17 protein-coding genes and 1 pseudogene are annotated in these 21,884 nt (G+C 36.1%); 5 read left to right on the top strand and 13 right to left on the bottom strand.

Going from position 1 to position 21,884, the window contains the following annotated elements; all coding sequences use genetic code 11:
• Positions 1-8 precede the first annotated feature (8 nt).
• Positions 9-728 carry a flagellar filament outer layer protein FlaA gene (locus E4N78_RS07000; protein ID WP_255809855.1) on the bottom strand — a complete coding sequence of 240 codons (720 nt, stop codon included), beginning with the start codon at positions 726-728 and terminating at the stop codon, positions 9-11.
• A 202-nt stretch (positions 729-930) separates the two neighbouring features.
• Here E4N78_RS07000 and E4N78_RS06995 point away from each other — a divergent pair, with 202 nt between their 5' ends.
• The 5 genes from E4N78_RS06995 (at position 931) to E4N78_RS06975 (ending at position 7,121) form a co-directional block, all read left to right on the top strand.
• Positions 931-2,169 carry an HD domain-containing protein gene (locus E4N78_RS06995; RefSeq protein ID WP_255809854.1) on the top strand — a complete coding sequence of 413 codons (1,239 nt, stop codon included), beginning with the start codon at positions 931-933 and terminating at the stop codon, positions 2,167-2,169.
• Between the two features lie 67 nt (positions 2,170-2,236).
• The gene (locus E4N78_RS06990) at positions 2,237-2,938 is read left to right on the top strand and encodes a late competence development ComFB family protein (RefSeq protein ID WP_255809853.1); all 702 of its coding nucleotides are present in this window, start codon (positions 2,237-2,239) and stop codon (positions 2,936-2,938) included.
• Positions 2,938-3,753, top strand: coding sequence for a phosphoribosylformylglycinamidine synthase I (purQ, locus tag E4N78_RS06985; protein WP_255809852.1), 816 nt, complete (start codon positions 2,938-2,940; stop codon positions 3,751-3,753). The genes E4N78_RS06990 and purQ overlap by 1 nt, the downstream gene beginning before the upstream one ends.
• 34 nt (positions 3,754-3,787) lie before the next feature.
• Complete coding sequence (locus tag E4N78_RS06980; RefSeq protein WP_255809851.1) at positions 3,788-5,107, top strand: SH3 domain-containing protein; 1,320 nt, start codon at positions 3,788-3,790, stop codon at positions 5,105-5,107.
• A gap of 4 nt (positions 5,108-5,111) precedes the next feature.
• Entirely contained in the window at positions 5,112-7,121 is a 2,010-nt protein-coding gene (locus E4N78_RS06975; RefSeq protein ID WP_255809850.1) for an ABC-F family ATP-binding cassette domain-containing protein, read from the top strand.
• A gap of 16 nt (positions 7,122-7,137) precedes the next feature.
• Here the strand turns inward: E4N78_RS06975 and E4N78_RS13820 are convergent.
• The 12 genes and pseudogenes from E4N78_RS13820 to E4N78_RS06915 all read right to left on the bottom strand — a co-directional run.
• Positions 7,138-7,758: pseudogene (locus E4N78_RS13820) on the bottom strand (DedA family protein); the annotation flags it as partial.
• 10 nt (positions 7,759-7,768) lie between these two features.
• Complete coding sequence (locus tag E4N78_RS06965) at positions 7,769-9,721, bottom strand: NAD(+) synthase (protein WP_255809849.1); 1,953 nt, start codon at positions 9,719-9,721, stop codon at positions 7,769-7,771.
• Entirely contained in the window at positions 9,722-10,714 is a 993-nt protein-coding gene (gene lgt, locus E4N78_RS06960; protein WP_255809848.1) for a prolipoprotein diacylglyceryl transferase, read from the bottom strand. It lies immediately after the preceding gene.
• Positions 10,715-10,727: 13 nt separating this feature from the next.
• Entirely contained in the window at positions 10,728-12,917 is a 2,190-nt protein-coding gene (locus tag E4N78_RS06955) for a FapA family protein (RefSeq protein ID WP_255809847.1), read from the bottom strand.
• Between the two features lie 11 nt (positions 12,918-12,928).
• Positions 12,929-14,071, bottom strand: a complete 1,143-nt coding sequence (locus E4N78_RS06950; RefSeq protein ID WP_255812331.1) for a nucleotide-binding protein — start codon at positions 14,069-14,071, stop codon at positions 12,929-12,931.
• Between the two features lie 436 nt (positions 14,072-14,507).
• The gene (locus tag E4N78_RS06945; protein ID WP_255809845.1) at positions 14,508-16,391 is read right to left on the bottom strand and encodes an alpha-amylase/4-alpha-glucanotransferase domain-containing protein; all 1,884 of its coding nucleotides are present in this window, start codon (positions 16,389-16,391) and stop codon (positions 14,508-14,510) included.
• A 48-nt stretch (positions 16,392-16,439) separates the two neighbouring features.
• Positions 16,440-17,003 (bottom strand): hypothetical protein, encoded by a 564-nt coding sequence (locus E4N78_RS06940; RefSeq protein ID WP_255809844.1) that lies wholly within the window; start codon positions 17,001-17,003, stop codon positions 16,440-16,442.
• Positions 17,003-17,593 carry a hypothetical protein gene (locus E4N78_RS06935; RefSeq protein WP_255809843.1) on the bottom strand — a complete coding sequence of 197 codons (591 nt, stop codon included), beginning with the start codon at positions 17,591-17,593 and terminating at the stop codon, positions 17,003-17,005. Before E4N78_RS06935 ends, E4N78_RS06940 begins: the two co-directional genes overlap by 1 nt.
• A gap of 4 nt (positions 17,594-17,597) precedes the next feature.
• Complete coding sequence (locus tag E4N78_RS06930) at positions 17,598-18,101, bottom strand: hypothetical protein (protein ID WP_255809842.1); 504 nt, start codon at positions 18,099-18,101, stop codon at positions 17,598-17,600.
• The gene (locus E4N78_RS06925) at positions 18,094-19,128 is read right to left on the bottom strand and encodes an RnfABCDGE type electron transport complex subunit D (protein ID WP_255809841.1); all 1,035 of its coding nucleotides are present in this window, start codon (positions 19,126-19,128) and stop codon (positions 18,094-18,096) included. Before E4N78_RS06925 ends, E4N78_RS06930 begins: the two co-directional genes overlap by 8 nt.
• The gene (locus tag E4N78_RS06920; protein WP_255809840.1) at positions 19,128-20,429 is read right to left on the bottom strand and encodes an SLBB domain-containing protein; all 1,302 of its coding nucleotides are present in this window, start codon (positions 20,427-20,429) and stop codon (positions 19,128-19,130) included. The genes E4N78_RS06925 and E4N78_RS06920 overlap by 1 nt, the downstream gene beginning before the upstream one ends.
• The gene (locus tag E4N78_RS06915; protein ID WP_255809839.1) at positions 20,426-21,883 is read right to left on the bottom strand and encodes a hypothetical protein; all 1,458 of its coding nucleotides are present in this window, start codon (positions 21,881-21,883) and stop codon (positions 20,426-20,428) included. The genes E4N78_RS06920 and E4N78_RS06915 overlap by 4 nt, the downstream gene beginning before the upstream one ends.
• Position 21,884: the final 1 nt, after the last annotated feature.

The raw sequence follows: 21,884 nt of genomic DNA, 5'->3' as shown, positions 1-21,884 counted from the left end.
CCTCCGTTCTATTCAGTCTGTTTTTCAAAATCGATTTCACCCAATTCATAGCCGTCAAATGAGTCCACAAATACATCAGTTAAAGCCTTAAATTGATCAAAATAAATTTTAAAGTCATCTACTCTTTCGCTGGGTGATGTCCTAATTCTAAAAGCTACAAAAGCCAATTTATTTTTATTTCCAAGATATCTGGAGGCTTGAGGAATATTGGTCGGTACTGTAACATGCATATTCTGCCAGCCTTTAAAGTTAACATAACCTAAAGGCAATGCATGTATTCTTCCTTCACAGTCACGTACGAGGATTTCTATATAGTAATAATATCCTGCCCCCCAAACCCACATATCCAATCGATGAATGCGTCCTTTAAAAGGGATTTCATAGGCTTCTACACCTTTATCTCCTTTTTTTGTCGGAATAATATCGACCCAATTATCGCCTTTACGGTTAAATTTCACTTGCATTCCAAGAAATTTAGCCTTTTCGGGATCTTCCTGCATTACTCTAACCGAATGAGGCATTCCGTCAATATACTTTAAAACAGGATATCCTTCAGTAACAAATTTACTGCCGACTGCATGATATGCCCAATCTTGACCGTCAGGATCATCAAATGTATCGACCATATAAGTTTGATAATTAATCGAACTACTCTGCGCCGTTAAAGGTGCAAATGCGAGCAAGAGTGCTAAAGCAATACCCGCAAAAACTAAACCGCCATGTTTCATGTATAACTCCTTTTGTTTCGTTTCAAACTCTGTGTTGTATTATATTGGAAAAAGCATTATTTGTCAAACCAAAAACAATATTTTCCTCAAAATAAATCCACATAGTAAGTATCGGCAAATTCAACCGGTTTCTACAGTTTTTTAAATATAAAATTCTGTTATCGACATTATATCAAATTTATGTTAGAATATCAATTGCCTTATGATTGAATTAAATAATTTTTCAAAAGCGGTACGCGATCCGATATGGAAACATATATGGATGAACGATGATCTGTATACAATAACAAAACAAGAACCTTTTATACGCCTATATAAGATAAAACAGCTAGGACCTGCAGAGCTTGTATACCCGGGAGCGAGCCATACAAGAGCTTCTCATAGTATAGGAGTCTATAATACAGCCTTAAAAATGCTTGATATTCTTTTAAAAAAAGGAGCTGATGCTTGGGTTTCAACACAGGGGGCTATGTCATTTTTAGCGGCAGCCCTCCTCCATGATTTAGGCCATTTTCCTTTTACTCATTCTTTAAAAGAATTAGACCTAAGAGAACATGAAGATCTAACCGGCGAGCTCATTTTAAAAGAGCCTTTTAGCTCAATAGTTGCAAAAACCGGAGCTGCCCCTGAGCAAGTATCTGCAATTATTACAAAAAAAGACGGACAAGATACTGAAACGCTTTTTTTTCAAAAACTTCTTTCAGGTGTCCTTGATCCTGATAAATTAGACTACCTAAACAGAGATGCTTTTTATTGCGGAGTACCTTACGGTATTCAAGATACCGATTTTATCCTTTCCCAGTTGATTCCCGATAAAAAAAACGGGATAAAAATAGAATCTAAGGCCATTATAAGCGTTGAAAGCATCCTATTTTCAAAATATTTAATGTATAAGTCAGTCTATTGGCATAAAGATGTGCGCATAGCTACAGCAATGATGAAAAAAGCAATCTTTATGGGTATGGAAAAAAAAGAAGTTTTTGCCGACGATTTATACAATTTAAACGATGATGATATTTTCCGCCTTTTGGAGAAGAAAAACTATCCTGAAAAAAAACTTTCCGAAGACTTAAGGCTTGGAAAAATTTATAAAATAGTATTTGAAGAAGCTTTTCAAGACAAAAATCCAAGACATAAAGACTTAGAAAACTTAAATAAGCGTTTAAAAGCAGAAAAAACCTTAGCAGAGCATTTTTCAAGCAAAACGGGCCTAAAAATAGGCCATGAGGATATTATTATAGATATACCGGAGAAAATTTCTTTTGAATCGGATCTATTTATTTGTGATGAAAAAAGAATCTTTAGCGGAAGCTCTACAGTCTTTTCAAACGAATTTATACAAAACCTTGTTCCGTCCCTTAGAAAAATAAGAATTGCAGTCCACGAGAAAATTTATAAAAAAGTTATAAATCTTAAGCAAACAATCTTGCCGATTTTTTAAATATAGGGTAAAATGGGTTAGCTGTTTTGACAAAGCGATGAGCTAATTGATCTTAAGGAGAGTATTTATGATCATTCATAATGTTATGGAAGACTTGGTATATGATGAAGTCAACAAATTATTTGACGAAGCCGAAGAAAAAAAAGAAGACTGGCTTACATGCAGCTGTATGCAATGCAGAGTTGACACCATGTGCTATGTACTCAACCGGCTTAAACCACGATATATAAAATCGGGAAGAGGTCTTGCTCACTTTTTAAAATTTGAAAAAACAGAAAAAATTCAGATTATGGCCGATATTACAAGTTTGGTAATTGAAGGTATGCACAAGGTTCTTTCTACAAAAAGGCCTCATGACCATGAACCTGTATTGGAAACCGAAAACACACCTGTTTTTAATTTCCCGGCAATAACCGGAAATATTTTAAACGGAAGCAATTTTAGACCTATGGAAAATGTTACAATAAGCCTGAAAATGAATGGGGAGCTTGTACCTCAGATGAGTATTCTTTGGGACAATCCTTATACAATATCGGACAAAACCCCGGGAGCTTATACATTTTGTCCAAAATCGATTCCCGCAAAAAACGCAGGAGATACGGAAAAGTTTATTTTTGTCCTAAAAGCTGAAAAAGAAGACTTTGATCCTACTAATTTTTCATTTGATATTGAATTAGAGGCAGACGATAGAACAAAATCTCCTTTGGACACTTCAAATTTTTATCAAATTAAAAATTTATTTTTATGCAAACACGGTGAGGAAGAATAATGATAAAACCTAGAGCCTTAGTATTACATGCAACAGGAACCAATAGAGACGGAGATGCGGCAAGAGCCTTAGAACTTGCAGGAGCAGAGCCTGAGATAGTCCATATAAATAAGCTTAAAGCAAAAGAAAAAAATTGGAAAGACTATGAGATTCTTGTAATTCCGGGCGGTTTTTCTTATGCGGATGCTCTTGGAGCCGGAAAACTCTTTGCCCTCGATTTAAGCAATTACTTTTTTGATGAGGTAAGCGAATTTGTATCGGCAGGAAAGCCGGTTATAGGCATTTGTAACGGTTTTCAGATTTTGGTAAAATCAGGCATCCTCCCCGGAAAAGAAAAAGAAGGAAAGGTAATTTTAGATAAAGACGGCTATAAAAACAGGCAGGCCACCCTAACCTACAATAAACAAGGCAGATTTGAGTGCCGGTTTACAACTATGATTCCCCAAAAATCAAACTGTATCTGGACAAAGAACCTAAAAGGCAATATACACTGTCCCATAGCCCACGGCGAAGGCCGCTTTTTGACTGACTCTCAAAAAACTCTCGATGACTTGTTTAAAAAAGGACAGGTTGCTCTAGTTTACGGAGGAAGGGAAGCCGATAAGGGAATCCCGGCAAATGGAGAGTACCCTTTTAATCCTAACGGATCGCTTGCAGATATAGCCGGCATATGCAATTCCCAAGGAAATGTTCTCGGTCTCATGCCTCATCCCGAAAATAATGTAGTTATAAGAGAAAGGGATTCGGAAGAAGAAAAAGAACGCACAAGGCTCTGCCTCGATATGTGGAAGGCCGGAGTCAATTACGTTCTATAAAAAAATATTTTAAGAAATATTTTGAGGTATTTGCATGAATAATTTTTCTCAAAAATGGAAACTGATTCTTTTTATAGCAGTGTTAGTTACAGCATCAGCTCTTTTTTTTAGCTCCTGTTCAAAAAAGCTGGGGTACGGTGTAGTAAACTGGTCAATTCCCGAATATAACCTCACTGCAGGAGATATAATTCCGGTTTATGTAAAATCAAATATCGAAAAGGTTTATATTGTAGGTCTAAACGAAAAAACTGCGGTAAGATTTGAAATTCCTCTTTGGCAGCTGACTTTTTTTGAATCAAAAAAAGATGCAGCTAAATTTCAAGCAAGATTGGGTGAGCATAAACACGCTTATGCAAGGGTTAAATTAGACGGTCTTCCAATGCGTTCAAATCCTGACAACACCTCAAATCAGGTTTACCGCCTAAAATTAGGACAACTTGTCAAAATTCTATGGTCAGGAGAAGGAGTTCCGGTTTTAAAGGGCGGAAAACCTATGGATGGGCAGTGGTACGAAGTTCTAACTGAGGACGGCATACAGGGCTGGTGCTTTTCATATAATCTTAATATCTATGATGAAAGAAAAAGCGAATCCTCCGAAAACACGAATTTAACCCAAGAAAAAGATGCAGAGCTTGAGGCTGTTTTAAACGAATTTTGGTATCCAGAGCATTACCGAAAAATGATAAACAACAGGCAGGTTGATCTCGATAAAATGAGCCTTACTTGGGGCTTTTTTCCGGGTTTACGGTCAGGTATTGCAAGAGTAGAGCTTCAAAATACAAGGCTTTCCTTTCCATACACGCGGATTATAAAATCAGGAAACAAATATCTCTTCGAGGGCTCTAATCTTTCAATGCAGATAAGGGGTAAGGATATCATAACTCTCGAATTTTCCGATATGAACGGAAAACTCAGGCAGGAAAATTTTATTACCCTAAATGCAGCACCTGAAAATATTATCAATAACGAAATAAAAAGAAGAGAAGCTGTCATACAAAGGATAGCTAAAACTTCATCCGAATTTACATCGGAAAATTTCGGCTCTTTAAAGATACTGCCTGACGGGCAATTTATTTGGAGCGGATATAGCCTTATATCCCCTTCAATTATACCTTCCGGAGCAGGTTCTTCCGGAAAAGTAAGCTTAAAATATTTTTTAGATAAAAAACTTTCAGCCGACTATGATGGTGTTTTAAGTTTTAAATTTGAAAAAACGGCCGAACCGGTTGTATTTATGTACAGTATTTCCTCCAAGGGACTCCGCCTTGAAGCGGTAGAATCTTCGGGAATAAAGGATAATATCGTGATGCGCCGAAGTTTGAATCCTGTAATTTTATTCTTTGCAGCAAAATAAGACTATGCCTTTTATACAGCTTTCAAAGATTTCCCTCGCCTTCGGTGACAGGGACATTTTAAAAGATATAACCCTCATTTTAACGGCCGGAACAAAGGCAGCCCTTACCGGTGCGAACGGCTGCGGCAAGTCTACCTTAATGAAGATTGTTGCAGGCCAAATAAAGGCGGATTCAGGGGAGATAGCCTCAGAAAAAGATACATCAATAGCCTACCTACCTCAATCCGGCATTGTCCACAAGGGCAAGACCTTGGCTGAAGAGGCCGAAACAGCCTTTGCCTACGGCTACGATATTATCAAGGCCATGGACGAGGTCGGCGAAAAGATGAAAACCGAAAAAGATGAGCAAAAACTCCTCGCCTTGGCAAACGATTATCATGCCTTGCAGACAAGGCTTGAAAATTCCGGCTGGAATTCAAAAAAAGGCCTTATTGACGAAACCTTAAGGGGCTTGGGCTTTTCTTCAGCGGATTTTAATAAGAACACGGAAGAATTTTCAGGGGGCTGGCAAATGCGTATAGCCCTTGCAAAGGTTCTTTTACAAAATGCCGACATAATTGTTCTTGATGAGCCCACAAACTACCTCGATATCGAAGCCCGATCTTGGCTTGAGCTTTGGCTTAAAAAATTTAAGGGAGGCTTTTTGCTTGTAAGCCATGACCGCTACTTTTTGGATCAAACTGTAACCGAAACTTACGAGCTTTTTAAGGGAACTCTAAAAAAATATAAGGGAACCTACAGCGATTATGAGCGGATAAGAACCATCGAAGTTGAAGGCCTTATAAAGGCCTATGAGCAGCAGCAGGAAGAAATAGCCAAAACCGAAGACTTTATCCGTAAATTCAGGTATACCGAAAGCCGTGCAGCCTTGGTGCAGGACAGAATAAGACGGCTCGAAAAAATGGAAAGAATAGAACTTCCCGAACACCTAAAAAAAATCCGCTTTAGCTTTCCTCCGGCGCCTCATTCGGGAAAAATAGTCCTACAGGCAGAAGGAATAAGCAAGGCGTATAGCATGGCCTCTGGCCCGGCTGTAAGCCCATCCCTTGGCCAAACCGGCGGCCTTCACAGGGTAATCGAAAATTTGGATTTAACCGTCGAAAAGGGCGAACGCCTTGTTTTGGCAGGAAAAAACGGAGCAGGAAAATCAACCCTTTTGCGCATCCTTGCAGGAGAGGATAAAAACTTTACAGGGAGCTTAAAAGAAGGTGCCGGAGTTAAAATGGGCTATTTTTCTCAAGATGAATCCGAGACCATTACAGGGAGCGAAAGCATAATAGACCTTCTCGAACGCTCGGCTCCTACCGATCTTGTTCCTAAGCTTTACGATATGCTTGCAGCCTTTTTATTCCGAGGAGATGATATTTATAAAAGCCTTTCGGTTCTATCGGGAGGTGAAAAATCGAGGCTTGCCCTCCTCCTTCTCCTTTTAAAGCCCTTGAACCTTTTAATCTTGGATGAGCCCACAAACCATTTGGATTTACATTCAAAAGATGTTCTCTTAGATGCCTTAAAACGATTTGACGGAACTATAGTTTTTGTATCTCACGATAAGGGGTTTATACAAGACCTTGCTACAAGGGTGTTGGAACTCAAGGCTGATGAAGAAGGCTTAAATCCCTCAAGGATCAGGAATTTTCCGGGAACATACGATTATTATCTTTATCGAATCGCACAAGAAGAGGCCGAAGATAAAAACGGGGCTGTAAGAAAAACCGATAACAACAATCCTTCAAAGACTTCAGCCAACCTATCCTACGAGGAACAAAAACGCCTCCGCTCGGAAAGAAGAAAATTAGAAAAAGAAGAAGAAAGGCTTTTAAACGAAATAGAAAAATGCGAAACGGAAATAGCGGAAAATGAAGCCCTCCTAGCAGAGCCCGAAGTATACTCCAACGGCGAAAAAAGCAAGGCCGTCCAGAAAAAAATAGAAGAGCTAAGGGCAAGGGCTGAAGAGCTTTCGGAAAACTGGGCAGAGGCTGCTTCCAAATTGGAAGCGGGAATTCAAATCTGAATAATTTTAATTTTTTCTCTTTCTCTTGGTCGAGTTTTTTGTCAGCAAATTGGAAGAGCTTTCCGGAAGTTACAAGATAGGCACCGGCAGCCAAAAAAAGGACAAACATTACTATTCCGAATATCTTCATAAAATCGCCTCCTCTCCTGCCGAAACAGTAAACAAGGCTGTATAATACGGTAATATTACATATTGCAGCGATTGAATCATAAATAAAAAATTTATAAAAGGGATATTTTACGAATCCGCTAGTCATCGATACCGCATTGCGGACTCCGAAGGGTATAAAGCGGCAAACGATGTAGGTAAAAATCCCATGTTTTTGCAGGGCCTTTAAAAGGCGGTAGGTATTTTCTTTTGTGATAATCTTAGAAAAAAGCCGGATAGATATAGTTCCCTTTGCAATAAGTCTTCCCCAAAAGTAAACCATACAATCACTTATTATCGCCCCTGCATAAAGGGCCGATAAAAAATGAGGGATGGAAGCTTTTTTGCCGTGAGAAAGAAAAGCAGACATCGCAACAAGTACATCTTCAGAAATAGGTAGATTAAAGCCGCCTAAGATTAGACCTATAAAAGCCACAAGTGGGAAATAAGTTATATAGTTACCTATCCAGTTCAAAAACGCCATCAACATGTTGTTTATGTTACATAATTTTAACTAAAAATTCAAGCTCTCTTTGCCATATTTTTACCGATATTTCGGAAGGCATAAGCCATTCACCCCGGGGAGAAAGCGAAAAACCGGTAACCGAAGCTCCTTCTGGACTGCAGGATCTTTTAAACTGCTGGGAGAAAAAGCGCTTATAAAAAAGATTCAGCCATTTTAAAATTTCGGCCTTGGAATAAGAGGAATCCCTAAAGGCTTCACAAGCAAGAAAATAAACCTTTTTAGGCGAAAAACCGTTTCCTATTGCATGATAAATAAAGAAATCGTGAAGTTCATAGGGACCGATTATATCTTCGGTTTTTTGAGAAATTTTTCCATTTTTAGGCGGAAGAAGTTCCGGACTTACAGGCGTATTTATTATATTTGATAGAAGCTCTAAAAATGCGGTGTTTTTCTTTTCATCTTCAAAAAAAATCTTATTTTCGGCAAAAGCAAGTATACAATCTTTTAGAAGAGTCTTTGGAATTGAAGAGTTAATCTCGTACATCGACATCTGATCCCCTCCGTAGGTCATCCATCCCAAGGCCGACTCAGAGAGGTCACCTGAGCCCACCATTATACCGCCGATTTGGTTTGCCTTATCCATCAAAATCTGAGTCCTCTCACGGGCTTGGGCATTTTCATAAGCAATATCATGATTATCGATATCCTGACCTATGTCGGAAAAGTGCTGCATCATAGCCTTTTCAATAGGGATTTCCAAAAGCGTACAGCCCAAGGTCTTTGCAAGAGCCGAGGCATTGTTCTTTGTTTTTTCGGTTGTGCCGAAACCGGGCATGGTAACGGCATAAAGATTTTTAAAATCAATATTTAAAAGTTTAAGGGCATAGGCACTTGCAAGGAGGGCCAAAGAAGAATCCAAGCCTCCGGAAATACCTACAAGGCATTTTGAACAGCCTATAAACTGAAGCCGCCTTGAAAGAGCAGAGCTTTGGAAAAAAATAAGTTCCGAAAAGAAATTCTTATAGATAAACTTTTTATGAAGTTCATCGCAATCAGGTAAAAAAGGATTTTTTTGTACATGATAGTTTAAGGTCTTCTTGGTATTGGAGCGTTCTTTTTCGATTACAATTTCCCAATCGGAATCAGTAGTTTTCGAAAATCTTGAGCCTAATTTTTGTATATTTAAAAATTCCGTATCAATGTCGGAAGCTATGTAAAAATCTTTTGCAAATGATGTAAACTCAAGTTCTTTTCCGTTTTCAAAAATACCGCATTCGCCTGCAAAAACATAATCCGAAACCGACTCCCCCATTCCGCAGTTTGCAAAAGCAATGACCGATTTTTTTGCGGCTGAAAGAGCCTTATACCCTTGCCGCATAGCAGAAGATCCAAGAGGCTTTGAAGGCTCTGCAAGAGGATTTAAAATAAGATCGGCACAAGAAGAAGAATCAAAAGAAAATGAAAAGCCTGTGTTAAAACCGCAAGAATTCTTATAGCTTACAATAAATTTAAATTCCTTTCCAAAGGGAATATTTTCTCCGCAGAATGGAATCAGACATGGATCATTTTCAAAATCGGAAAAAATAGAACATAAAAACTTTGAAGGCAGATGAGGTACAAGGGCTATGAGCTTTCCGCTGCTTATTACTACCGAGCAGATATAAAGATTTTGCCTATATAAAAAAGGAAGGCCGATAACAGACACAATAGAAAACTGCTTAGTTTTTTCGGCTAAGATCTTTACCGCATCAAGGGCTTTTTCGATTAAAAGAGACTGTTTAAAAACGGAACCTAAGGAAGCCCCCGTAATTGAAAGCCGAGGAAAAAGGATTAGATTCACACCGTCTTTTTCCGCTCTTTTTATCTCTTGAAGATGAAGACTTACATTTTCTTCTATACCTGCAAGAGAAATTTTAGGCGATGAAACGGCAATACGGTAAAAGCCCAGTTCTTCAATACAAAAATTAAATCCTTTTTTTTTATCCATCTATTTTCCTTTTTTCTCTTTTATATAAAGAATGAACATAGCGGCAAGAGAACCTAGAATCATCAAGCTGCATAGAATTTGTCCTGTAGATATATTTGTCCACGATTCATAAACATAAATATTAGCGGCCCCTTTTCCAAAGGATATAGGATAGCCCTTATTGGCATCCGGCTGGCGGAAGTATTCGATAAAAAATCTAAAAAAACCGTAGCCTAGCGTATAAACACAGACCAAAAAACCGTCAAAGGGCTTTTTTTTGCGGAGAAGCCATAAGATCAGCCAAAGCACAATTCCTTCAAAAAAGGCTTCATAAAGCTGGCTTGGATGACGGGGCAGATTTATCATTGCAGCCCCCTCTTGCACGGCAATACCTGCTTTTTCTGCAAAATCCCTTACCCAGCTTTCGGCCAGATAAAATCGATCCGAAATAGGAGTTTGAGGAAAAATCATTCCTATATTGCTAGTTGTTATTCTACCATAAAGTTCTCCGTTTGCAAAGTTACCCAGACGGCCGAAGGTGTAGCCTAGAGGAATTGAAACAGCCATAAGGTCTGCAACTGCTGCAAATTTAAATTTATATTTTTTTGCCCAAAAAACAACACCCAAAAAACCGCCTATAAAGCCTCCATGATAAGACATCCCTTGAAAACCCGTAAAGTTTAGTTTTCCGGCTCCATCTCCTGCAAATGGCCAAAAAATCAGCCAAGGGGCTTTTAAATAGGTTTCGGGATTATAGACGAGGGTTCCGAAAATTCTCGCCCCCAAAATCAAACCTAAAATTCCCCAGATAAAAAGATTTGCAATATCATCTTGTGTCATAGCCTTTTGACAGCCTGAATACTTTTCAAATTCGCCATGCTTTGCCTGATAAGAAAACAAAAAATAGGCTATGCCAAAGGCAACAAGATACATAAGACCGTACCAACGCAAAAAAGGCAATCCCGGAATAATTTCGGGATGAAGCCATGAAGGATATTGTATAGCTAAAAGCACTTTAAACCTCTTATTATTCTAATTCTACTTCGATTTCTCTTATCGGTGAACATATAATCTGTCCCGTTTTTTCATCGAACTCAAAAAACACATTATGATGGGTTTCCATAACTTCAAAATAACGGCCGTGGCTTTCAAGGACGACTCCGGGATAAACCGAACCGGTTACCTTAATTTTTGAAGGAATATGAAATTCAAAATTTTCTTTTAGATTAAATATGCGCACCGTAAGAGAACTGTTTCTTTTTAAGAGTTTAACCTTTTGCTGTCTTAAGGCATCGACATCAGGAGGATTTGCCTGTAAGTCTTTTTCGATTTTTGCAAGTTCGGCATTATTATCTTCTATTTCTTTTTCACGGACTTCAATTTCATCTTTTATTAAGTAATCCTGCCCGAACGAGATAATAGTCCTTATTGTTTTTTCGGCACCTAAATCATGAACCGATACCCCTTTCGCTGCATGGATACTTCCTCCAAGTAAGACTCCCGGGCTGCCCGTTAAATGAACGGTTCCGTTTGTTTTTACTAAGCATTTAAAACAATAAGAGGCTATATTTATATCTCCTCCGGAAAAAACCCGTGCATTTTCTGCATATTGAAGGGTTGTCTTGTCCTTAGCCCAAACTGTCCCTCTTCCCTTTCCGTTTATACCGCCGTTTAGAGTAAGAGAAGCCTCAGAATATATAAGAGACTTTTCTACGGTCCCCGTTATTGTCAATTCACCTGTTGACTTAACTTTTACATCATCCTTAATATCTCCGGTAATTATAAGATTTCCCGGAAAGTTGATATCGCCGAATTTTTCATCTATATCGCTTTGAATTGTTTTAAGAGATGAAATTGAAAGAGCATTATTAAAAAAAGAAAGCTCTCCGGATTCGGCTGCAAAAAATTTAATTACATGTTTTTCTTCGGTAACTTTTATAGTTTCGTTATTAGCAGGTATATCCGAAGGTTCTGCATTTTTCGGATCTATGGGCTCTCCGAACACATTTTTACCTTTTTCGCCCTTGGGCAAAAGGAGAGCTGTCAATATAAGCTCATCTTTTTTAACATTTGCCGTATGAAGTTCTTCATTAAAAGCTATAGCCCATTCCAATTTGTAGGAACCGGCAGCAATAGGAGGCGATCCGCGCAATATAACAAACTCACATTCATCATTAACCTTTCTAGCCGATTCTATAATTTCATTTATCTTATCTTCTGAAATTGCATCTAAAAGATTAACTTCATTTAAGGCGGTTTTTACCCCTATCACAGAAAGTCTTTCTCCGGCACCTAAACCGGATTGCAAAATTAGGGAAGCCTCCATTTTGTCACGGCTTATTACAGCCCTAACCCTTGCATCTCTATATGGGACTATGCGGATTTTTAAACCTCTTTCGGTATTTGCAATCAATAAAAGCCCCGTAACACCTGCACGAAGCTCGGAATGGTTTTGCACTATGTTTCTTAAATCTAAGAAAAAAGGATCATTACCTGGAAGGCCGGGAATTGAGTGGCCATATACATCCGTACCGGCTTCGCCTAATCCGGCATCTTCTACTTCATATATTAAATCTCCCTTTTCGACAACTGTAAGGGTTTCAGCCTCGGAAAGAGGGTAATCTTGGTCTGCCGTAGGATTTTCCACATCTGTAGTACGCAAGTCAGGCCGCTTTAATCTGTCAGCAAGACGCTGAACTTCATGATTTGGTATCTGCTCAAAATGGGTTATAAGTTTTTTATCTGGGCCCCTTTTAGGAGGAATTCCTTCAGCAATCTGAATCGATAATTCCATATCTTGAGAATTTATAAATTCATTTAAACTTTCTTTTATTTTTGCAGTGTCAATATTTGCTATATTACTTCTCTGGATAAGCCTGCTTATAGTGGACATATCGACTTCATTAGGAGAATCGGCAGCTTTTCTTATATAAAGATAAGCTGCAGTTTTATCGGTATTTGTCGTAATCCTTGCATCAAAGTTAGGATCTAACTCAAGGCTTAGAGGAGCCGGTTCTATACCTGAATTACAACATTTTTTTAAGTAAGTTTCTATAGTATTTTTACTTATAAGAATTGAATTCCTTATACCGTTTTTTTGAGCTTCATGATACACATCATCAGCTGAAGGGCAATTTGAAGATTCCAGAAGATCGGTAAAGGTTAAAAACCACTTATTGTTCTTGTTTTTCTTCAAATTCCAGATTCTGTTTTCCATATACTTTTTTCCTATACCTTAAAACCCTGCTTAAGAGCTTTTGCAATTTTAGTCTTTAAAAGCAAATTTTCATTTCTTAATACACTAATTTCAAACTGCTGAGATTTTATAATTTCAGTCATTTCACCGGAAGATAAAACCTCGCCTCCTATAAGCTCATCCAGATATTCCATTTTTGATTTAAAATCTATTTCAGCTTCCGCTTCGGCAGATATAAAAGAAGAATCCGAAAGTTCTTTAAAATCCTCATCATTATAATTTTCGGCATCGGATTGAATAAGTTTATCAGCTATTCTATATATAGCTTGTGAAATCATAGATTGAGGCTTATATTTTACTACAGGCAGCCTTGAAGCAAGGGCCTTGTCTTGAACAGAATCGGTGTATATCACGCCCAAATGTTCTATATCAATATTTAAGTATTGCTTCGCTGAGCGGCGTATCTTCATAGCTTTTTCAGCATCTTTCGGATCATCGATCATATTCATTATAATACGGGGCTTTAAATGAGAAAATTTATTTAAAAATTTCTTTGTATTTTCAGGGTCAATTGACATCAACTCCTCTGCGATGCTGGGAATATAAAGACGCTGCATACTCGGAACATCATTTTTTAATTTTTCAAAAAAAGCGGATCCTTTAGACTTTGCAGGAAATGAAGAACTCATCATCCTAAACACAATATTCTTTAAAAAAACATAGGCATCAAGCGTAGAGGTAACTGTGGGTGAAGTTACGACTATTCCTTTGGGTGATAGTAAAAAGAAATCAAGTATACCGAGGTGGGTTCCGGCTCCCAAATCCAAGATCAAAAAATCCGCTTCAAGTTTTAAGAGCTCTTTAACTAAAGAATTTCTCTGATATATTTTTAAGGCTGCAAATCCCGGAATTTCCGAATCTCCCGGTACAAATCTTAGATTTTCATAGTCGGTATCAACTATTATATCTTTAAATTCGGCAGCCTTAATTAAAAAAGAACCTATTCCGTTCTTGCGTCCTTGAATACCTAAGACCAAATGAAGATTAGATGCACCCAAATCAAGGTCGGCCAAAACAACTTTTTTTCCGGCCTGTCCCAAGGCAATTGCAAGGTTTGCTGCTATAAGACTCTTGCCTACACCGCCTTTTCCGCTGGCAATAGGAATTATTTGCATAAAGACCTCTCCCTTTTTAAGCATAAAATTAATATTACAGTATCAATATACAAAAATAACCTTGTTATCCGTGTCTGTAAAATAAACATGTCAGCCGTCCAATCCGTTAGACTTACAAAACTTGCAGTTTTTATCAAAAAGAACCATGATGCTATTATCGATAAAAATTTAATTAGAGCTATCATTCTTAAAAGTAAATGGAATTCTCTTTCCCCATGAAGCAATAAAAAGAAAAATAAAGCCGGTATACATAAAAAGACAAAACATGACCAGTCAACAATACTCAAAGGCCAAGGCTGTTCCTTTTCAACATAAACAAATAGGAGAATCCTGATTATTTCTACTACCAGCCCTAATATATAAAGAGCATAAGGCAAAACCCGTCGCATACCTACAGTTTACGTAACAAAAGCCTCACGGTCAAGAGGGGAAGAGCTTATTTTTCTTTTGAGGCCTTTTTTGCATCTACCTTAAAAAATAAAAGCTTTTCAGTTTCAAAACCGGAATTTAAATCGACTCTCCAATAAAACAGATTCCGTAAACCCATTATTGGGTTTTTAGCATCTGAAATTTTTTCATATATCGGAAGAATAATACAGCCAGCCAATTCGTTAGACTCTACAGTAAATATTGTCTTTCCTTCAGACTCCTCTATTTGAACCCAAGAAACCTTTGAGAAAATATTTTTTTCTTGAGAAGCTTCATATTTTTGATCATCGGCATAAACTGAAACAATCGGGGACTTATTTTCGATCGGACTAACCGATATATCTATTTCTACCATAAAGTATGCCGAAAGATTAAAGGGACTTTCATTTTTCAAAATATACTGAACTTGTACACCCTGGTCATTAAAATTAAACTGCTTTCTTAAAGAAACCGATTGATTAAAGCTTCGGAAACTTCCTTCCGTCTTCATTAAAAGTTCAAATTTAAGTCTATCAAATCTTATATCCTGATAGAAATTTTCGCAAAAAACAGGCTTCGCAATAGCCGACTGAAAATCACCCTCTTTGATTACCTCAAGTTCATCTTTAGATATAAGATGGTCTATAAATAAGCCTGTTTCTTCCGAGCATATATCTGCATAGTTTTTATAAGCGGAAAAGACATCCAGTTCAAATATTTTTCCTCCCAAAGAATGAATATACATATTAAGGTATTCTCTTTGAGATATAAATTCTTTAACACCGTCAAAATCAAAATCCAAGCTGCTTAAGGAATCGGCAAACATTCCCGGAACTCTGGTCTGCTTTTCGGCTAGAAGCAGATTGCGGTAACAATTATTTCTTAATTCTCTGTTATACTTTTCATATTTTAAATCCAAATTAAATAGAATACCGCTCTCCGCCCTCCACAAATCCAAGGAAGAGTTATTTTTACGAGCCTTATCGCCTCTTACCTGATTTACAAGACTATGCACATAAATCATCTTTGCATACATAGAATAAATATTCGGTTTGTTGGCTAAAAGCTGTTTAACTGAGCTGTTTATAAGCTGGTTTGAGAAGATAACATTCGAGGCGATAAAGCCTTTTTGGTATATTTTTTTATTTTTAATGATTTGACCTGAATTACTAAGAGAAATTATTGAGTCAGGCAGCAAAGTAAGGGTTTCAAATTCTTCCATCCATGATTTTTTACCTTCAGATTTATCTAAAAATCGGACAGCCGTCTCACGCGATAAAAATATTACAATACTTGTTTCCGTATTTACGCTGGCATAACTAAAAAGAACATCATAAAAAGCTGCAGGGTGCAAATCCGTATTCTCAAATTCAAAGGTTGCGGGAATACCGAATATAATTTTACCGCTGTCCTCCATACATACGGGAGCAAATGTGTTCAAACCGGATTTAAGAAAAAAACGGAAATCCAGCAGACAATACTCCATTCCGCATTTTTGTAAATTGGAAATAATATTGGGATTCCATGCAAAGTAAGGAAGATACATCCCTCGGGGCCGTTTATACGAGTGTTTACGCAATGTATCTGTCATATACTCTATCTGACCTATCAGATCTGATGAGGGAACCATCGAAATAAAGGGTTCATAAAAAGCATTCCCTAAAATTTCTATTTGTTTCCGTTTATGCATCTCATAAATAACATCAAAAAAAGAAGAGTTTTTCCGCTGTGTCCAATCTAAAAACCTTCCGCTTAAAGCAAAAGTAAACGGAATAGAGGGAGATGAATATAAATTAGAAAAAATATCCTTATAATCTTGAGTATAGTCCTCTTTTAAAAACTCATCGATTATACTGTAATCTGCATGAACAGCAAAACATATTTCCAGCTTTTTTTTATTATTTTTTTCCACAAAATCACCTTTTACAATTTTTAATTATAAATTATTACATAAGCCCTGTCAATCATTAGCAATTAAGAAAAATGGGGAAATATCCGTAAGATAAAATGCCGATAAAATTAAACCTAGACTTATCAATAATAGAGCAGCTTTTTGCCATTCGCTAAAGTTTTCATTATTTTCTACTCTTTGTTTTATTACATGTAAAATAAATAAAAAAACAAATAAGCTTAAAATGCCTGCAAAAATCATTGCAAGGCACTCTTTATAAGTTGCGGCTTGATAAAGGCAAAAAAAGGCAAGACCCCAGCTAAAAACCTTTTCTTCATGTTCCAAAACATAATATTTAGGTAATATAAGCGTAAAGATAAAATTAAAAAACTCTAAAAAAAACACGGTTAAAACCGGAAGTAAAAAATTAAGACTTAAAGGATTTAAAACATAATACGATAAAAACCAAAGAAAGGTTATAGACAAAAATATATGGGTAATATTTTTTATTAAAAATGAAAAAGTTTTTTTAGGATTTTCAATATGTATATAAATATGTTCAAGGCCTATTCCATATACAAAAAGTATAGAAGAAACAAATGTATACAATAAAATTATTAAAAAAAAGTTCATTATTTGTCTCTCCTAATAAAGTTCGACTTCTCTTTAGTAACCGAAAAATATATCCATATCATTAATCCGAGTATTATATATGAGCCTGCTGTAGAGCCCAAAAAACGGAATGCTTGATGTTCGGAAAAGTAAGGCAGGCGAAGCGATAAAAACCCCGATGAAACAGGAAAAGAAATTGAACCGAAAGCAAAAAATTCCCTTAAAGCAGATACAAGTAAAATCAATAATGAATACCATATAGGAATATCCAATGACTCGGAATCTTCATAATAGCTCTTTAGGCCTAAAAAAACAATATAAGAAAATGTTAATATATAAATATATACCTGTATTCCTCCTTGTATTATGGGTATAAGGCCTCCAAGTAGAGAATTAAACATAACTACTCCTGCAATCATAAATAAGTTTACAAAGATATATTTAAAATGAGTTATTTCTAAAAGTTTAGAGATATATGTTCCTAAAAAGCCTAAACAAAAGATAATCCATAAACAAACCGTCAAAACAAGGCCGTATGCAAAATTACTTGCAGCCGGAATTATAGGGCATAGGCCGAAAATAAACACAATCAGTTTTTTATTTGCCGTCATTTTATTAACTCTCCTTATTTATTAAGCCATGCAACAAAGCTTTTTGAAAGGCCGTATCCAGTTTTTTTTGCCAAATTTTTACCGTAAAAGAAGTTATACCGTAATAGGAATGAGGTCTATCAGAAATCTGTCCGGCTAAACCGCAAAAAGAACTTTCCATTATATTTTGTTCTTCCCAAGATAAAAACATTCCCTGATAAATTCCATACTTACCGCTCATATTTACAAAAGAAAGATAGCCTTTTTTTCCGTTTATTTTAACCTCAAAAACTGCATTACAAAAAGTCATGTTAAAATGTTCGGGGTTTACGGATTTTATAAATTCCATATCACGAAAATTTTCACAAAGAGGAGATTTTTTTATAATATACTCAGCTTCTTCTAAATATGCAGACCGTTTTAACCCTGCCGTTATATAAGAGCTGCCCCATAATATAAGTCCGGTTGCAATAAAAAAAGAAACAAGTAAGGCATATTTTTTAATTTTTTCCGTATTTGCATTATTCATATCGGCTCCTTTTTTTAGCCTGTATTTTTATCTCCAGTCTTTCAATTAAAGGGGAGATAATATTTGTAAGAATTATTGTAAAAAAAATGCCTGCCGGAGAAGCACCTTGAACACAAATAAAAAACCCGAAGAGCCCCATTAAAGTCCCGACCATAAGCTTTCCATATTTTGTTTTTGGAGAAGATGAAGGCTCTGTCATAACAAAAAAAGCAGAAAATAAAACGCCTCCAGTCAAAAGAGCCGATAGTATATCGCCCGTAAAATATGTATGTGAAACAGGGACCATGCCGAAAACCCATACCAACAAAGAATAAACGGCAATAAATGCTGCCGGAAGAATAAAATCAACAGCCTTAACCGAAAATAACACAATTGAAGAAAGCAAGGTAATTATATTATACCTAAATGCCGGTATAACCGATGTGGAATTTAAAAATAGACTTATATAACCTTCAGGAAGGGTTACACCTACACTATGCAATATAAGAGAATTAAAAAAAGAGGTAATGGTAAAATCAGCTTTAAGCCGTATAAGACCATTAGCTTCCATGACGGCAAAAAAGCTCCCGTTTTCCCTTAAAAGGGAAAAATTTGCAAGAACAGGAGGAAAGGCTTCAGGATGTGAAATATATGCAATACATACAGCAAAGGCGGTAGGATTTATCCAATTCTTGCCTATACCTCCAAAAACTGTTTTTGTAATAAATAATGAAAAAGCACTTAAAGCAAAAACAAAAATAAATCCTATTTCTGTAGGCATAAAAAAGCCTATCAAAACTCCTGAGATTATAGTTTCAAGAGATAAGCTTAGCTTTGAACCGTTTAAATACCTGATTAAATTTTCAATAAATATCACGCCTAAAACCGAAAAAATTATATTTAAGAGAGCATAAAGGTCTGCACTTAAGGCAAGGATTAAAATTTGAATTCCTAAAAGAGAAAGAATACAGATATTTATTTTAGAAGCCGGCAATCGGGTATATACAAATGGAGCAGCAGTTAAAGTTATGTCCGAATAGGTTTTCATCAAAAACCTCCTTTTTTAAGTTTGGCAGCGGCATCTACTATAAGAGCAGATAGGGGAATCCTTGCAGGACAACAAGCTGAACAGCAAGCACATCCTGTACAAATTTCTATTTGTTTTAAAATATCGGAGTCTAAATTTTCCCTTTCGATAGATCCTATAGATTCGATATATCTTACAATTTTTTTAGGCTCCAAATATAAGGGGCAAGAGTTAAAACAAAGTCCGCAATTTATACATTCCGAACTAGAATGTTTTTTTACAATCTCTTTACCCAAAATATGAATTGATTTTAATGTACTTGTTACAGGAATATCCAAACTGTCTATCGATAGCCCCCCTACAAGCCCATTTAAAATAATTTGTTCAGGTTTTGTTTTAAAACCTCCGCATTCTTCAATAAGGCTTCCTATAGGAGTGCCTATTCTAACATTTAAAACCTTAGGTTCATTTACAGCCTTTCCCGTTATAAGTACATATACGGCTGTAATGGGTTTATTTGTCTTTACAACCTCATATGTATAAATTGCCGTAGGTATATCGATTAAAAAAATATTTCCCTCATTTTTTAAATAATTATTTTGGACTAATGGATAAGAATTTGAAGCATTTATAAATTTTACATTGCAAAAAGCTTCGCAAGAAGCGGATATTTTTTCCAGCTTAGGCAATTCAGCTTTACTCAATTTATGAATACATGTAACGGAAGCAGCATTAAGTATCTTGGCTATTATGCCAAGTCCTTCGGCAACTTTTCCAAAAAAATTATCAAACAATATAGAGTCAAGCCCCGAAGACGGATCCTTATCAAAAAGATTTATATAAATATCGGCAGGTCCTTTCTTTAAGGTATTTCTTATTTGGTATGCTAAAGGAATATTGGAACTATGAGCCGTATTTATAATTCCGGCATAAGTTATTGCATTTATAATTTCAGAATAAGAGGCTTCTTTCCATGAATAATCAGCGGAAGGCCGTCCAAGTATATCAAAAGAACCTTCAAGTATTACCGCTGCAGAATATATTTTTTTTCCGTTAGGAAGACTAAAATTCACAAAGTCATATAAAATTCCAGGTATCGAAGAATATATGCCTATAGAAAAAGGCCCCTCGGTACGGGCTATAATCTGTCCCTCTTTAACGGATTCACCTCTCATTACAAGAGGTTCCGGAGCACTCTTGGTTCCTACGGCTATTGGGATAAAAGCCCTTGGAGGCAAAAAAGCATTGCCTTCAAATGAGGCTGAGAGTTTAGGATACTCTAAAACCTCTCTGCCCCGCTTAAACGTCAAAAAATCTGTCATTTTTCAAACACTCTCAGTAATATAATCATTAAAGGCATTACTGCCGAAACAAGGGCTACAAGCAAGGCCGCACTATTATACCGATTAAGGGGAAACTTTTTCGATCCATAGGAGGCTGTTATAAAATGCCCCTGCATATAAAGCAAATCTTCAATTGACGGGCTTATTCTAAAAGATATAATACTATGTATAAACTCATCATCCAAGTTAAATATAAGCCCGTCAGTTTCGGTTACAATACCTTTTTCATCAACAGAAAAATCGCTAAAACTTACCCTATCCTTATCTTCCGAAGAAGAATCTAACCTAATAAACGGAATTATCTTTTCATTCCAAGAGTCGGATATAAGATTACCCAAATCAGGAAGCTCATCTCCTTTGCGCAGAGCCTTAAGTTCATCAAATGTCTCTTTGGAAAAACCTTCAAACTTAACCGATGATGCTGGCATTGGGAGATATAGGGTATTTTGATAAGCTTTAATTGTCTTATTAAAGCTAAAGTGTAAAAATAATGCTGAAAAAACAATAGAAAACATAGTAAGAGCCGAAACAATGAATAGGTATTTTGTGTTCCAAAACTTTGCGATTGATTCAGGATTCATAACATAGGCCCTTATTGTTTTATGAATTTTTTGATTATCTATTTTCTCAGATATAAAAAAGTTCAATCTTTCAATAATATAGTTTAAAGAAGCTGCAAGTATTAAAGCAAAAATAAAAAGTATCAATGAAATATTACTATTAAATTTTGCAATTATTAAAGCTACAAAAGGGAAAAAGACTAAAAGCGGATTTTTCTTTATCCTCAATAAAAGCTGTTCCTTAGTAAATTTTAAGGATGTTCCTATAGCTTCAAGCCAAAAAACTATCGTATACATAATTAGAATTGAAGATGATAGTGCTAAAATTCCTTTTTGGAAAGCTGCATATATAATAAAAGGAATAACTGAGGTAAGGTAATTTTTTTTTCGTCCTGTATAAAAAAAGGTTATAAAAAAGAATATTAAAACAACAAAAAATTGAAATACTGAAAAAACTGAATTATCTTCTATGTAAAAATACTCTACATTCTGCTTTAAAAAAGTAAAAAAATCTTTGGTTATAGTCCTATCTGAAGGAATATACATATATCTTATATTTTCTTGATCATTAATAAACCACTGGGAATATCTTTCCTTATCCGTAAAAGGAAAGCCCGTATATCCTTGTTCTTCTAAATTTATAAACCTTTTTTCGATAGTTTCAGAAGAAATAACTCCAGTAATCCCGTTTTTTTCTGCTGCCTCCAAAATAGAAGCCTCATTTGCCTCCATAGGCAAAAATAAGATGCGGTAATTTTTCCATACGGTAGATTGCGAAAAAATAGGAATAAAAATTAAAAAAAATAAAGAGATAACCAATAAAAAACCGGCTGTAATATCAAGACCGAATATATACTTTTTAGATTGATTCATA

This window comes from Treponema denticola, from assembly GCF_024400535.1.
GTDB classification, from domain to species: domain Bacteria; phylum Spirochaetota; class Spirochaetia; order Treponematales; family Treponemataceae; genus Treponema_B; species Treponema_B denticola_C.
The sequence above is the reverse complement of the archived record's forward strand: the minus strand, read 5'-3'. Positions and strand labels throughout refer to the sequence as shown.